The sequence below is a fragment of the Streptomyces antimicrobicus genome (assembly GCF_020532625.1).
GTDB lineage: Bacteria > Actinomycetota > Actinomycetes > Streptomycetales > Streptomycetaceae > Streptomyces > Streptomyces antimicrobicus.
Genome location: NZ_JAJAUY010000002.1, coordinates 94,921 through 109,804 on the forward strand (window position 1 = coordinate 94,921; position 14,884 = coordinate 109,804).

At 73.8% G+C, this 14,884-nt stretch carries 10 protein-coding genes; 3 read left to right on the forward strand and 7 right to left on the reverse strand.

Annotation, left to right across the window (positions count from 1 at the left end; translation table 11 throughout):
• Positions 1-149: 149 nt before the first annotated feature.
• The 3 genes from LG632_RS01090 to LG632_RS01100 are packed head-to-tail and all read right to left on the reverse strand — an operon-like array spanning position 150 to position 7,926.
• Entirely contained in the window at positions 150-1,010 is an 861-nt protein-coding gene (locus tag LG632_RS01090) for a methionyl-tRNA formyltransferase (RefSeq protein ID WP_226724389.1), read from the reverse strand.
• Complete coding sequence (locus LG632_RS01095; protein ID WP_226724390.1) at positions 1,007-1,216, reverse strand: MbtH family protein; 210 nt, start codon at positions 1,214-1,216, stop codon at positions 1,007-1,009. Before LG632_RS01095 ends, LG632_RS01090 begins: the two co-directional genes overlap by 4 nt.
• Positions 1,213-7,926, reverse strand: coding sequence for a non-ribosomal peptide synthetase (locus LG632_RS01100; protein WP_226724391.1), 6,714 nt, complete (start codon positions 7,924-7,926; stop codon positions 1,213-1,215). Before LG632_RS01100 ends, LG632_RS01095 begins: the two co-directional genes overlap by 4 nt.
• A 323-nt stretch (positions 7,927-8,249) precedes the next feature.
• Between LG632_RS01100 and LG632_RS01105 the strand changes: the two genes are divergently transcribed.
• Positions 8,250-9,725: a S28 family serine protease gene (locus tag LG632_RS01105; RefSeq protein ID WP_226724392.1), complete on the forward strand. Its 1,476-nt coding sequence runs from the start codon at positions 8,250-8,252 to the stop codon at positions 9,723-9,725.
• Between the two features lie 151 nt (positions 9,726-9,876).
• Here LG632_RS01105 and LG632_RS01110 read toward each other — a convergent pair whose 3' ends face one another.
• Positions 9,877-10,323: a DUF6228 family protein gene (locus LG632_RS01110; protein ID WP_226724393.1), complete on the reverse strand. Its 447-nt coding sequence runs from the start codon at positions 10,321-10,323 to the stop codon at positions 9,877-9,879.
• A 259-nt stretch (positions 10,324-10,582) separates the two neighbouring features.
• On the reverse strand, positions 10,583-11,404 hold the full coding sequence (locus LG632_RS01115) for a lipase family protein (RefSeq protein WP_226724394.1): 822 nt from the start codon (positions 11,402-11,404) through the stop codon (positions 10,583-10,585).
• 210 nt (positions 11,405-11,614) lie between these two features.
• Between LG632_RS01115 and LG632_RS01120 the strand changes: the two genes are divergently transcribed.
• Positions 11,615-11,986 carry a sialidase family protein gene (locus tag LG632_RS01120; protein WP_226724395.1) on the forward strand — a complete coding sequence of 124 codons (372 nt, stop codon included), beginning with the start codon at positions 11,615-11,617 and terminating at the stop codon, positions 11,984-11,986.
• Between the two features lie 298 nt (positions 11,987-12,284).
• Here LG632_RS01120 and LG632_RS01125 read toward each other — a convergent pair whose 3' ends face one another.
• On the reverse strand, positions 12,285-12,767 hold the full coding sequence (locus LG632_RS01125) for a DedA family protein (protein WP_226724396.1): 483 nt from the start codon (positions 12,765-12,767) through the stop codon (positions 12,285-12,287).
• Positions 12,768-12,989: 222 nt separating this feature from the next.
• Entirely contained in the window at positions 12,990-13,862 is an 873-nt protein-coding gene (locus tag LG632_RS01130; RefSeq protein WP_226724397.1) for an alpha/beta fold hydrolase, read from the reverse strand.
• A 361-nt stretch (positions 13,863-14,223) separates the two neighbouring features.
• Here LG632_RS01130 and LG632_RS01135 point away from each other — a divergent pair, with 361 nt between their 5' ends.
• Positions 14,224-14,871: a hypothetical protein gene (locus LG632_RS01135; protein WP_226724398.1), complete on the forward strand. Its 648-nt coding sequence runs from the start codon at positions 14,224-14,226 to the stop codon at positions 14,869-14,871.
• Positions 14,872-14,884 lie beyond the last annotated feature (13 nt).

Here is a 14,884-nt window from a genome sequence, read left to right on the forward strand (position 1 = left end):
CCGTCGCCGCGCCCCGGTTACGGTACGTATGAGTCCGTACGAGTCCGTATACGTGTGCGGACGTCCGCACGGACGCGGGACAGAGGGTTCTGCCCGCGTCCATGGGCACCGGCCCTGCGGTGGGGATGCGGTTGCGGTGGCCGTTGCGGCTACGCGTGGCCGGCGGGTACGTCGACCGGGTCCGCGGCCAGGACCCACAGGTGGCCGCTGCCGCAGGGAACCCTGCGGCCGGTGCCTGCGGGCGGCTGGTGCAGCGTGGTGCGCCGCAGGCGCCAGCGGGCGCCGTCGATGAGTGCGACGGGGCCCTGGACGCGCGGATGGTGGCCGGCGATGTTCCAGGCACGGACCTGGGTGTGGATGTGGTGGGCGTCGGCGGACCAGTCCACCGTGGCGTAGCCCTGGTCGAAGAACCCTGCCCAGGTGCCTGCCCGTTCGGGTTGGGGTTCGCCCGGTTCGCCGTCCACCAGGCGCTGGAGCACTCCGGGCAGGAGGGCGGTCGCGGTGTCCAGCACCTTGGTGTTGACGCCGGTGAAGGACCACAGGGTGTCGTCGAGGGGGATGGTGGTGCGGGCGAGGATGTTGCCGGTGTCGAGTTCGGCGTCCATCCGGTGCCATGTGACACCGATTCGGTGCTCGCCGTTGCGTACCGCCCAGCCCACCGGGTTGGGGCCGCGATAGGCGGGCAGGTCGGACGGGTGGCAGTTGACGGTGCCCAGGCGGGGGGCGGTGACGGCCTCTGCGGGGAGTTTGCGGGGGTAGCCGTAGCTGACGGCCACGTCGGGGGCGTAGGCGCGCAGCAGTGCGGGGAGGGAGTCGGTGCGGGCGGGCACGACGAGGTCGACGCCTCGGGGCAGGTCCTGTTCGCCGAGGACGTGGCCGGGCCAGTCGGCGGGGCGGCGGTGGCCGATGACGACGGGGACCTCGTGGCCCAGGGAACGCAGGGCCTCGACGAGCGGGGGTGCGGTCTGCGGCAGGGCCGCGACGACGGCGATGCGCAAGGGGGCGGTCACCGGTCGGCTCCGGCGGTGCGCAGCGAGCGCGGCCGCTGGTCGCTCCAGTGGGCCTCGATCCAGGCCAGGCAGGTGGCGCGGTCGGCGGGTGCGTGGGCCTGCTGCCAGCCCGCCGGGGCGGGGAGGTGGGCGGGCCACAGGCTGTGCTGGTCCTCGTCGTTGGTGAGGACGGTGAAGGTGTGGCGAGGGTCGTCGAAGGGGTTCATCGGCGTTCCTGGAGGGTGGCGTCGGTGGTCGTGTCAGGGATGACGTCGGTGGTCGTGGCGGGGGTGACGTCGGCGGTGGTGTCCGCGGTGGTGTCGGTGGTCGTCCCCGTGCCGGCGTCGGTGGTGAGGGCGGCGGCGAGGGCTGCCGGGGTGGGGTGCTGCATGACCTGCGCGAGGGTCGCCGCGGGGGTGAGGCGTTCGCGGAGGCGTTGGAGGAGGCGGGCGGCGAGCAGGGAGTGGCCGCCGAGATGGAAGAAGTTGTCGTCGATCCCGACCTGTTCCAGGCCGAGGACCTCGGCGACCGCCCGGGTGACGGTGCGTTCGGCGTCGGTGCGCGGCGGGCGCACGCGGTGCGGGGCCTGGCGGGGAGCGGGGAGGGCGCGGCGGTCGACCTTGCCGTTGACGGTGAGCGGCATCTCCTCCAGGACGACGATCTGGGCGGGCAGCATGAAGTCGGGCAGCACGTGGGCGAGCTGGTCCCTGAGGGTGGGGCCGTCGAGCCTGACGCCGGTGGTGGCGTCGCCGGTGGTGCGGCCCACGGCGTACCCCGTCAGCTGCTTGCCGCCGCGCCCGTCGGGGTGGACGGTGACGGCGGCCTGGAGGACGCCGGGCAGGGCGGCGAGGGCGACGCGGACCTCGTCGGGTTCGATGCGGTGGCCGCGGATCTTGACCTGGTCGTCGTTGCGGCCGGTGAACTCCAGCGCTCCGTCGGGCAGCCGGCGGGCCAGGTCGCCCGTGCGGTACATGCGGGTGCCGGGCGGGCCGAAGGGGTCGGCCACGAAACGCTCGGCCGTCAGGCCGGGCCGTCCGAGGTAGCCGCGGGCGAGCTGATCGCCGGCGAGGTAGAGCTCGCCGGTCAGGCCGTCGGGTACGGGGCGCAGCCCGGCGTCGAGGAGGCGTACGGTCGAACCGGGCACGGGGTGGCCGATCCCGGGTCGCGCGGGCCAGTCGTCGGGTTCGCCGGTGAGGGTGGCGGCGGTGACGACGTGGGTCTCGGCGGGGCCGTAGTGGTTGTGCAGGCGTTTGGCCCCCTTGGCGCACAACCGGCGCAGGTGCGGGCCGACGACGAGGGCTTCGCCCGCCTGGACGAGGTGGCGCAGGGCGGGGAGCGTCTCGCGCTCGCCGTCGGCGAATTCGCACAGGGCGGCCAGTACGGGGGTGGGGGCGAAGAGTTCGGTGACCTCGTGCTCGTCGAGCCAGGCGCACCAGGCGGCGGCGTCGGCGCGGGTGTCGGCGTCCGGGACGGCGAGGGTACGTCCGGTGCACAGGGCGGTGAGGACCTCCTGGGTGGCGACGTCGAAGGCCATCGAGGTGAACTGGGCGGTGACGGCGTCCGGTTCGGGCGGGAAGCGGTCGGCATGCCAGTCGACCAGGCGGTCGAGGGCGAGGCCGGTCATGACGACGGCCTTGGGCGTGCCCTGGGTGCCGGACGTATGGACCACGTACGCCGGGTGGTGGGGATGGCGGGCGCTACGGGTCCGGGGCGGGGCGGCAGCCGCGGGGCGGTCGGGGTCGAGGAGCATGCGGGGCAGGGCGGCGTCCACCTGGGCCAGCGCCTCGTCGAAACCGGGGTGGTGCAGCAGCAGGGCGGGGCGGCCTTCGGCGGCCAGGGCGGCGACGCGTGGGGCGGGGTGGCGTGGGTCGAGCCAGAGGTAGGCGGCGCCGGCCTTGAGGACGGCGAGCATCGCGGTCACGGCGTCGCGGCCGCGTCGCAGGCACAGGGCGACGACGTCCTCGGGGCCGACGCCGCGGGCGGCGAGGAGGTCGGCGAGGCGGTCGGCGGCGGTGTCCAGGTCGCGGTAGGAGAGCGTGCCGGTGGTGTCCTTCACCGCTGCTCTTCGGGGTGTGGCGCGTACGTGGGCGGCGAAGCGTTCGAGTACCGGGGTGGGAGGCGGGAGGGGGGTGGTGGTCGTGGCTGGGGCGTCGGCCGAGGCGGGGACGACCGGGCGGGCGGCGGGGGCGGTGAGGTCACCGGTCAGGGCGTCCAGGGCGGCCAGGAGCATGGTGCCGATCTGTCGGGCGCCGTCTTCCCCGAGTCGTTCGGGACGGTACTGCACGCGCACGGTGATCTGCTGTTCGGTGGGTGAGACCAGCAGGCAGAGGGGATAGTGCGTGCCGTTGTCGACGTGGCTGGCGGTGACCCGCACGCCGGCGCCCCATGCGGTGGCGAAGGCGTCGGTGTAGGTCTCCAGGACGGCGACGGTGTCGAAGAGCTCGCGCAGGCCGGTGGCCCGGGTGATCTCCGCCAGGCCCAGGTGCTGGTGCGGCATCATCGTCGTGCGCTGCTCCTGCACCGCGGCCAGCAGCTCGGCCCGGCTGCCGGTGGAGGCGTCGACGCGGACGGGGACCGCGTTGTTCATCAGGCCCACCATGGATTCCACGCCGTCCAGGTGCGGCGGGCGGTCGGCGACGACCGTGCCGAAGACCACGTCGGTGCGTCCGGTCAGCTGCGCCAGGGTCAGGCCCCAGGCGGCGAGGATCAGGGTGTTGAGCGACAGCGCGCGCTGCTGGGCCCGCGCGCGGACGGCGGCCGTGCGCTCGGGCGGCAGGTGCAGCACCACGGTCCGGGGGCGGCCGCGTACCTGCTCCGGGGTGCGGGTGTCCGCGGAGGTGAGCAGGGTCGGGCCGTCGATACCCGCCAGCAAGGTGCGCCACGCCTCCAGGGCCGGCGCGGGATCCTGCGCGGCGACGTACCGCAGGTAGCCGAGGGCGGACGGCCTGGGCGCGGGCTCGGGCGGGGTCGCGTCGCCGGCGGCGGCGCGCGCGTACAGGTCGGCCAGATCCGCCAGGGCGACCTGCATGGACCAGCCGTCCATGAGGATGTGGTGGTAGCTCAGCAGCAACCGGGACCGCCGCTCGGCCAGCCGCAGCAGTACGGCGCGCAGCAGCGGCGGCCGGGCCAGGTCCATGGGCGTCTCGCGGTCCCGTCGGGCCTCGTGCGCCGCGGCCTGCTCCCGCCCGGCCTCGTCCAGGGCGGTCAGGTCGATCTCCCGTACGGGGACGTGGACGGCCTCGGGCACGCTCTGGACGGCCCTGCCGTGGCAGTCCCACGCGAACCCGGCGCGCAGCGCGGGGTGTTGGGCGGTCAGGGCGGTCAGGGCCGCGCTCAGTGCGGAGCTGTCGACGGGGCCGTCGAGGTCCAGGACGGTTTGCACGTGGTAGGGGTCGGGGGCGTGGGCGTCCTGGTGGTGGTGCGCGTGGTACAGCAGCCCTTCCTGGAGCGGGGAGCAGGGCCAGCGCTCCGTACGCGTGGCGTGTGCGCCGGATGCGGCGGATGCATCGGATGCAGCGGCTGCCCCGGACGCGCGGGAGGGGGCGGATGCGCGGGAGGGGTCGGACGACGCGACGAGGTGCGTCAGGACCTCGGTCCACTCCTGGACGAGCCCGTGGACGTCGTCGGCGTCCACGAGGCGGGCGGCCCAGCGCCACACGGTGGTCAGGCGGGGCTCGCCGGTGCGCTCGTCGACGACGGCGTTGACCTCCAGCGGGTGCGAGAGGGGCTGGCGCGGGGCCCGGTGGATGCCCAGCACGGGCGCTTCGGCGGCGTACGGCCAGGGGTCGCGGCCCGGGATCGCGTACCGCCCGAGGTAGTTGAAGAGCAGGGGCCGCCCCGGCGCCCGGGCGAGCAGGCCGGAGGCCTGGGGGTGCAGGTGGCGCAGCAGCCCGTACGAGGCGCGGTCGGCGGGGACCTGCCGCCACTGGCGCTTCACTGCGTCGACCGCGTCGGTGAGTGCGGCGGCGTTCGCGGTGTGGGCGGAGGCGTGTGCGGCGGCGGTGTGTGCGGCGATGGCGTGCGCGGCGGGGTGGCCTGCGGCGCGTGGGGCGGAGGGGCGGCCGGGGTCGGTCGTGGGACGCGCGGCGGGGCCCGGGCAGGTGAGGCGGACCGGGAAGAGGCAGGTGAACCAGCCGACGGTGGCGGACACGTCGAGAGGGGTGCCGTGGACGGCGCTGTCGCGGCCGTGGCCTTCGGTGTCCAGCACCAGGGTGCGGCTGCCGCTACGGCGGGCGACGGCCACGGTCAGAGCCGTCAGCAGCAGTTCCTGGGTGGTGGCGTCGTAGTGCGCCGGGGCGGTGGTGAGCAGGGCCCGCGAGACCTCGGCGGGCAGCACGTGCTCCAGGGTGCGCGAGGTGGCGACGGTGTCTGCGCGGGCGTCGAGGGGTCCGCGGGCGGGCCAGGGCGTGGGGGCGGGTCGGGTGGCCGACTGCCAGTGCGGGAGCGTGGCCAGCACCTCGGTGCTGGTGGCGCGGGCGTTGTGGGCCGCCACCCAGGCGCGGTAGGGGGCGGCCGTGCCCCAGGCTCCGAGGGCGTGCGGGTCGCCGGTGGCACGGGCGAGGTCGCCGACGAGCAGCTGCCAGGAGACACCGTCGACGACGAGGTGGTGCACGGCGAGGAGCAGCCGTCCGGGCCGCTGCGGGCCCGCGTCCCACCACACCGCGCGCAGGAGGTGTCCGGCGGGCAGGTCCAGGGCCTTCATGGCATCGCGCACGGCGTGGTCGACGTCGCGGGGCAACGGCTCGTGGCGGCGGGCCGGAGGGGCGTCCCCGCGCGGCGGGCGGCCGTCGGGGCGCGCCGCAGCCCGGTCCTCACGTCGCGGGGAACGCCGGTCCTCGTGCCGGGAAGGCCGGTCCTCGCGCGGGGAAGGCCGGTCCTCGCGCGGGGAGGGCCGGTCCGCTCCGTCCCGGCTCGGCGTCGGCCCGTCCCCGCGCTCCCTGACGTCGACGACCGTCAGCAGGTCCTCCGCCGACAGGGCGCCGGGGAGGAGGACTTCGGGCTGCCAGATCGCTCCCGGACCGGTGGACGGCAGCCGGGTGCGCAGGGCGTCGTGCCGGTCCAGTACGGTCTGCAGGCCTCCGAGCAGGGCGGTGCGGGTCAGGCCGGCGGGGGTCTCCAGGAGCACCGACTGGACGAACTCCTCCACACCGTCGCCCTGTTCGCGCAGCCAGAGCGCGATCGGCGGCACCTCCAGGGTGCCGGTGGCCGAGCTGTGCAGCAGATCCGCGGCCGGGGCTGCGGCCTGGGCGGCGGTCGCGAGGGCCTGGGGGGTGCGCAGCCGGAAGACGTCCTGGGAACTGAAGGCGACGTTGTCCCGGCGTACCCGGCTGACCAGGCGCATCGCGGTGATGCTGTCGCCGCCGAGAGCGAAGAAGTCGTCCTCGGGGCCGACCTCGGGCAGTCCCAGCACCTCGGCGAAGGCCGCGCACACCACCTGCTCGGCGCGGGTGCGCGCCGTCCCGGAGGGGGTGCGGGTGACGGCGGGCGCGGGCAACGCGCGGTGGTCCACCTTGCCGTTGACCGTCAGCGGCAGGGCGTCGAGCACCACGACGGCGGAGGGGACCATGTACTCGGGCAGCGTCCGCGCCAGCCGTTCCCGCAGGTCCTCTCCCCTCGTGCCGGTCGCGGACCGCTGGGGCACCACGTAGCCGACGAGCCTCTTGTCGCGGACGGTCACGACGGCCTGTGCGACGCCGGGGCAGGCGGCCAGGGCGGCGCGCACCTCGCCCGGCTCGACGCGGTGACCGCGGATCTTCACCTGGTCGTCGTCGCGTGCGACGTACTCCAGTGAGCCTCCCGGGCCGCGTACGGCGAGGTCTCCTGTCCGGTACATGCGCGAGCCCGCCGGGCCGTGCGGGTCGGCGACGAACCGTTCGGCGGTCCGGGCGGGCATTCCCAGGTAGCCGCGGGCGACCTGCTCGCCCGCCACGTAGACCTCGCCGCTCTCGCCCTCGGCGACCTCCGCGAGATCCGGGCCGAGGACCCTGACGGTGACTGCGGCCACGGCCGTGCCGATGGGGACCCGTGCCTGGGGCACCGGCCGGCCGGCGGGCAGCGGGTGCAGGGTGGTGAAGGTGGTGCATTCGGTCGGGCCGTAGACGTGACCGAGCGTCAACTGCGGGCAGGCGGCGCGGATGCGGGCGAAGGCACGCGGGTCGGCCGCCTCGCCACCGGTGAGGACGGTGTGCAGACCGCGTAACGCGTCCGGGTCGTCCTCCGCGATCTGGTTGAACCAAGCGGTGGTCAGGAACAGCCCGGTGACGCCGTGGGTGCCGACGAGCGCGGCCAGGCGGTGGGCGTCCAGGCGGTCGTCGGCGGGCACGACGACCGTGCCGGCCCGGGTCAGCGGAAGCCACAGGTCGTGGCTGAGCGCGTCGAAACCGAGCGCGGAGACAAGGGCGGTGACCCGGTGACCGGGCCCGTCCCACCGCGGGTCGGAGGCGAAGCGCGCGAGGTTGCGGTGGGTGAGCTGCACGCCCTTGGGGCGGCCCGTGGAGCCCGAGGTGTAGAAGACGCAGGCGACCGCGTCCTCCTCCCCGTCGGACGGGCGCGCGGACAGGGGTCGGGTGGGGGTCCCGGAGGGAGCAACGGGAACGCCGAAGTGCCCTGGTGCGGAAGCCCCGTTGGCGCGGGGTGGGGCTTCGGCGGGTACGAGTGTCACCGCGCAGTCGGCGTCGGCCTCGATCGCGGACAGCCGCTCCTGCGGTGTGCGCGGGTCCAGCACGACCGCGGCCGAGCCGGTCTCGAACACGGCCAGCAGGCAAGCGATCAGGCGGAACGAACGAGGCAGGCGCAGCGACACCGTGGCACCGGGTCCGGCGCCTGCCTCGCGCAGGCCGTCGGCCAGTTCGCGGGCCCAGCAGGACAGTTCGCGGTAGGTCCAGGAGGCGCCGCCTTCCTCGACCACCGCGGTCCGGTCGGGATGTCGCTGCGCCATGGACGCCACCGTCCGGTGCACCGGGGGCACTTGGGGCAGCGGGGGCACTGGAGGAACTGGAGGCACCGGGTCGGCACCAGCAGGAGGGGAGGGCACGGCTTCCGCCGTCGAAACGATCATGAGTGCATGCAAGCGAACCCTGACCGCCGCCCTGGGCCGGCCTCACCCGGGCGGCGCAACATCCTCATCCGACCGGGGGTCGAACGGTGCTGCGGTTGACAGCGTCCGACGGGGCGGGGGCACCCCGTCCTCCCCCGTACGGGGGAGATGTTTTCCCCTCGCGGGGGATCAAGCCCACCCGCCGAACGCGGTTCTCTGGACCCATGAAGAACGCGAAGAGCACACCGACCACGCACAACACCCAGCGGCCACCGGTCACGCGCAGGACGACGGCACGGACGAGGACGACATGGGCGACGACGACTGCCCGGACGAGGACGATACGACGCCTGGCCACCGTTGCGCTGACGGCGGTCCTGGGGCTGGGCGCGGCGACCGCCCCCGCCCCGGCTCTGGCCCTGGCCGAGGGCTCACCACCAGGTGGCGGCGACATCCGCGCGCGGATCGGAGCGGTTCCCGGGATGCAGCTGCTCGGCGAGCGCCAAGGAGCCCCGGGGCAGACCGTCCTGGACCTCTCCTTCCGCCAGCCCTCCGACCACCGCCACCCCGACCGCGGCTCCTTCGAGCAGCGGGTGACCCTCGTCCACAAGTCGCTCGACAAGCCGATGGTGCTCTACTCGAGCGGCTACGACCTGGGCTCGTCCCCGCAGCGGCTGTCGGAGCCCGCCGTCCTGCTGGACGCCAACCAGATCACGACCGAGCAGCGGTTCTTCGGTACGTCCCGGCCGGCGAGCGGCGACTGGTCCACCCTCGACATCTGGCAGGCGGCGAGCGACCACCACCGGCTGATCAAGGCGCTGAAGAAGGTGTACGGCAAGGCGTGGATCTCGACGGGCGGCAGCAAGGGCGGCATGACTGCCGTCTACCACCGCCGCTTCTACCCCGACGACGTGGCCGGCACGGTCGCGTACAGCGCGCCCAACAACGTGGACGACCGCGACGACAGCGCCTACGACGCCCGCTTGGAACAGCTCGGCACTTCCGAGTGCCGCGAGGCCCTCAGGAGCGTGCAGCGCCAGGCACTGGTGCGCCGTGAGGCGATGACCCAGCGGTACGGGCAGTGGGCGCAGGGAGCGAAGGCCACCTTCAGTACGGTGGGCAGCACGGACAGGGCCTTCGAACTCGCCGTACTGCGGCTGCCGATGATGTTCTGGATGCACCAGCCGGAGGGCGCCTGCGCCACGATCCCGCCGGCCGGTGCCACGGACGACGACACCCTTTACGCCTGGATCGCGAAGGTCACCCAGCTCCCGGTCTACGCCGACCAGACCCTCGCGGCGTACAGGCCGTACTTCTACCAACTGGGCACCCAGCTGGGCTACGTCCACTTCGCCGCCCCGCACCTGGCCGACCTGCTCCGCCATCCCGGGGTGCAGGAAGTGCGCTCCTACGTGCCGCGGGAGATACCGCTGCGCTTCCGGGCCGGGGCGATGGCGGACATCGACCGCTGGGTGCGGCTGCACGGGAGGACGCTCATGTTCGTCAACGGCGAGAACGACATCGCCGTGGCCGAACCCTTCCGCCTGGGCAAGGGGACCCGCGACTCGTACCTGTACGAGGTCCAGGAGGGCAACCACCACGTCTCGATCACGTCCCTGCGTCCGAACGACACCGAACGCGCCACCGCCACTCTCGCCCGCTGGGCTGCGGGCGGCTCAACCACCGCCACCGCCCGCTGAGGCGCACTTCACAGCACTCGAACAAAGGGAGGAGCAGTGCATTCAGGCAGCGGTGCGGGAACGGCGGTCCCGGCGAGGCGCTGCAGGGGCCGAGCGCCACCTCGCCGGTGCCCGTGGGGCCTGACCGCGGACCCGATCAAGGGCGGCGCAGCTACCCCTGGTGGAGGAAGCTCCGCATGTCAGCGGCCAGCTGGGACATCTGCTCACCGGCTTCGAGGGTGGTGGCGACCGAGCACTCCCACGCGTCCTCGGCGAAGAGCCCGAAGCGCAGGCCCCAGCTCAGCTGGACATGGCCACCGGTGCGGAAGGTCGCCGTCAGGACGAGGTGATGGGTCACCCACGTCCTCTCCCCCTCCCATCCCCGGAAGTCCGTCGCCAGGTCGTCCAGGAACTCGGTCAAATCCCCGGCGCGGTCCCACACCGACACGTGCACCGAGTCGAGCCGTGCGCGCAGGCCGTCCGCCTCGACTTCCACCGCCAGCGTGATCTCGTGCTCGTCCAGGCGTGCCCAGTCGGAGAACCGGACGTACGTCGTCGGGGTCGTCGGGCTACGGACGACGAGCTCGGACCGGTCAGCGGAAACATCGAACACACTCACGTGCCGAACGATACGAGCACGCGGTACAGCCGTCGGCGCGGGGTCTCGGGCCGCCGCCACCGCTGTTCCTTCTCCTCGGCGTTCCGCGCCCGAGCCGACACTCGGCCCGGGCGTGGCGCCTCGTGTCGCGGGCGGGGACGGTGGAGTCGCGCACGAGGACGGCGGGGCCGGCGGGTGGCGCCGCTGCGTGACCGCCCCGGGTGTGCGGGCCGCAGGCAGGCTCGGGCCGCTGACCGGGCCTGCCCGGGGGTCGGCGGGGTCAGGCGAGGTTCTTCTCCATCGCGGCGACGTACTGCTTGATGGGGTGGTCGCGCAGGCCGTCGCCGGCGGGTGCCAGGAGGTCGGCGGTCGCGCCCTTGACCCGGTCGGTCAACGCGCCCAGCACCGGCATCGAGGAGCGGACGCGGCCGCTGGCGTCGATGTAGTGCAGGGTCTCCACGTGCGTGTAGGCGGGCTCGGGCGGCAGCTGCGGGACGATGTCGTTGTTGTTGACGTAGCGGTGCAGGCGGTCCTTGAAGCCCTTGTTGCAGGACGCCGCCAGGAGCCGGTCGCAGGTGCGGGGCTGGCCGTAGGTGTAGATGCCGTCGGCCTGCAGGCGCGGCTCCTCCAGGTACATGCGGCAGCCGGCCAGCATGGCGAGTGCGCCGCCGAGGCTGTGGCCGGTGAACCACACGGTCTGGTCGTTGTCGCGGAATTCGGCGACAGCGTCCTTGACGGTGGGGAAGATGGAGTCCAGGGCCTGACCGAAGCCGTAGTGGACGTAGCCGGTCCGGGCCGGCCCCGGCCACGGGGGTGTGGTGGCGTCCGAGAGCCAGTCGCGGATCTGCGCGGGCTCCGTACCCCGGAACCCGGTGATGATCATCTTGTCGCTGGCGATCGTGTACGCCTGCGTGTCCTCCAGCGGGAACGGCGGCGTGAACCGCGTGTGGTGGTGACGCACCCGGTCGAAGCCCCAGTCGCGGGCCTTGGCGTCGATGGTGGCTTCGTTCTTGTAGGCGAGGTCGGCGGCCTGGACCATCCAGTACGCGAGCTGAGGGCTGTGCTTCGTGGCGGTGTGGTCGATCGTCGAGGGTGTGGACACGCTGTTCTCCCGGCCGTCGTCAGTGGTGCGCCGAACCTCCGCGGAACGCGCCCGCGGGGCGAGCCGCCCGGCCAGGGAAGCCGTGGGAACCGCGAGGAGGTCGTCCGCCGGCCTGCCGGGCCCTCAGACGCTAACCGTGACCCGGCGGGGCGTAGGGGCGCCGCCACCCCGGGCGGTGCGGCGGAACGATCCCGCATCACCCGAACGCCGTTGCCGCGGGTCGGGCAGAGCAAGGACCCCGGCCGTGCAGGTGCCGTCGCGCAGCCCGTCGCCTCCCAGCCGTTCGCGGCCGACTCGGAGGGCTACAAGTGCTTCCGGATCCCCCAGCTCGTCCCCACCGCGAAGGGGATTTTGGCCAGCGCCGAAGCGGGGTTCGACCACTGCGGCGACGCGGGTGACATCGACCTGGTCGCCGAGAAGCGGGCGCTGGGGAACCTCGACGAGCGCGACGGGAAGTGGCTCTCGATCGGCCCCGGCAAGGCGGTGAAGCTGCCGTCGGGTCCGTACGTGGTCTCGGGTGAGTACCGCCGGGACGTCGTGGCGAACGGTGTCACCCAGTCGTACAGCGGTGCCGTCTTCTAGCACAGCGACAACGGCCTGGACTGGAGGATCGGCGCCCGTTCCGAGGTGCCGACGGGCCGGGCCGCGCCCAGGGAGCCGTCCACGACCGTGCTGAAGGACGGCCGGATCTACGTCAGTGCGCGTTCCACGCAGGTGTGCGGTGTCCGTGACCGCCGTCTGGACGCCACGGTCAGAGCCGGTCTGGCTCAGGCTTGGGAAAGCGCGCGCCGTCCGGACGGCGGCGCCGCCGCGTCGGGCTGAGGCCGGTCGGGGGCGCCCGCGCCTCTCCCCCACTCGCGGTGGCCGTACGGGGGCCGGGTCAGGATTGGTCGGGCGTGGGGGCGCCGGAGTGGCGGGACGTCCTTCTTCTGCGGTGGATCAGCGTTCCGCACACCGCGAGGACGAGGACGGCCACGGCGGACACGCCGAGGGCCGTCCGTTCGGCGAAGAGCCTGCTCAGCACTTCGAGCACGCCGATGCCCGCGGTCGCGTAGAGCAGGGCCCACGCCGCTCCGCCGAGGAACAGGGCGGGGAGGTAGCGCGGCAGCGGCATGCGCATGCTGCCCGCCAGGAAGTTGGCGGCGGTCTGGAGGCCGACGGTCAGGAAGGAGACGGCCACCACCGGCGCGCCCCACCGCTGGATCGCCCGTTCCACGCGCTGGAACTTCGCCGAGGAGATCCGCTCGGCGAACCTGCTGCGCCGGGCACCGGCGCCGGCGAGCCATCCGACGGCGAACGTCCCTCCGGCGCGGAGCAGGACGATCAGGTACAGGGCTCCGGCCGTCAGCGCGATCTTATCCACGACGCCTCGTCCCGAGCTCCGCCCCGCAGTCCGGCAGGCCCGACGTCCGCGTCCGGTGTCCCGCTCCAGCGGGCGCACGACGCGGACAAGCCCGGTCACCGTCTCGCACCTGTGCCCTGCCTCTGCCCGTACGTCCTGTGGTTCGCCGCGTGCGGCACCTGATCCGAACCTACGGTCAGGCTAGGTAAGCCTAACCGAACTGGCATCCGGGGGTACAGGGTGTCACGGCGTCCGCGGTCCTCCTACGAGCGCCAGCATCGCCTCGGCGACCTCGCCGACCGCCGCGTCGGGGACCGCGGTGGCGGCCCCTTCGAGGACGAGCAGCCGCGCTCCGCGGATCTCACGCGCGAGCGCCTCGGCGTTGCCGACGGGGAAGAACCGGTCGTGGCGGCCGTGGACGACGAGCGTGGGGACGTCGATCTCGGGCAGGCGCTCGCGCCAGCGGGGTGCGCAGTCGAGCCGGGAGAAGACGAGGCCCAGGTGGTTGGCCATCTGGACCGGGGGCGCGGTGCCCGGCGTGCGGTCCCAGATGCGCTCGGCCGTCGCGCGCGCCGCGGCGGGGTCGTCGCCTCGGATCCGCGCGCCGGTGGCGGCGAACTCCGCGACCGCCTCGCGGTCGGCCCAGTCGGGCATCGGGCGCGCGAACAGCCGGCTCATCGTCTCCTGGTCATGGTCGGGGAGGTCCTCGTCGGGCGGGCCGGGGGCGACCGGGCGGGTGCCGACCAGGGTGAGCGCCGAGAACGCGCCGGGGTGGTCGAGCACGGCCACCTGGGCGACCATCCCGCCGACGCCGATCCCCGCGAGGTGCGCCGGTCCCCCGCCGAGGGCGTGCACGAGGGCCGCCGCGTCGGCGGCGAGGCCGCGCAGGGTGTAGGCGGGCGCCAGGGGGTCCACCGTGGTCGACTCCCCGCTGTCGCGGAGGTCGTAGCGCACCACGCGGCGCCCGCCGGCGGCGAGGCGCTCGCACAGCGCGTCGGGCCAGGAGAGCATCGTCGTCCCGCCCGCGAGCAGGACGAGGGGCGCGTCGGGGTCGCCGAAGGACTCGATGCCCAGGGCGATGCCGTGGACGTGGATGCGGACGTCGCTCGTGGCCACCGCGTCACCTGCCGATCGTGGTGCTGCCGCCCCGGGGGGCGACGTCGGTGAGGGTTTCCGTCATGCCGAGGCAGACCCGCTTCGCCGCCCGAACTCATCGCTCGCGCGACGACCGGACTCCACGGAGCCGGTGTAGGCGCTGGTGTTCCGCCGGCTGACCGCACGGGACCGGCGGACCGCGGGATCGGATGGTCGTACCCAGGCGCTACAGTGTGCGCCGCGGCCGAGACGGCTGACTACCGTGCTCGTCGGGCAGGGCCCGCCGCAGCGCCTTTGACGTTCCGTCGGGGCGTACGGGGGCCGGCCGCCCGGCTGTTGCGGCGCGTCCCCGTTCGGAAGACGACAAGCAGCCAGGAGATCCATGAGAAAGAGAGCGCGGAGAGCGAGCATGCTCGCCGCCGCCACCGCCGTGGCGGCCACGGGCGTGTTCGTGGCCGCACCGAGCGCCAGCGCGGGTACGTCCGAGGTGGTCAACGCCGGCTTCGAGAGCGGCAACGCGTCCTGGCACGAGAAGGTGACCCCGTTCGGCGGGCACCCCATCAACAACTCCTCCGCATGGCCGGCCCGCTCGGGCACCGGCAAGGCGGAGCTGGGCGGCCAGGGCCTGACCGGCATGAGCCGCATCTCCCAGCAGGTCACCGTCCCGGCGTACCGGGTGCCGGTGCTGTCGTTCTGGGTCCGCAGCGACGTCGTGGCCGGCGGGACGTCCGGCTTCGGCTTCCGCCAGCTGGTCGTGGAGGCCACGGCGGACGACGGAACGCCGTACGAGCTGCACGACCGCATGAACAAGGGCGGGACGAGCGGTTCCTACGAGCGGGTGACGGTCACGCTGCCCGACGCCTTCTACCGGTCCTCCCCGCAGAAGGTGAACATCAGCTTCACCGTGATCGAGGACGCGGCGAACCGGATGCCGTTCCTGATCGATGACGTCACCATGGAGTACCGCTTCAGGACGATCGACCGTCCGGTGATCATCCCCGGCGGGATCTTCCGGCCCGTCGCAGGCTGATCCTTTCCCGTGG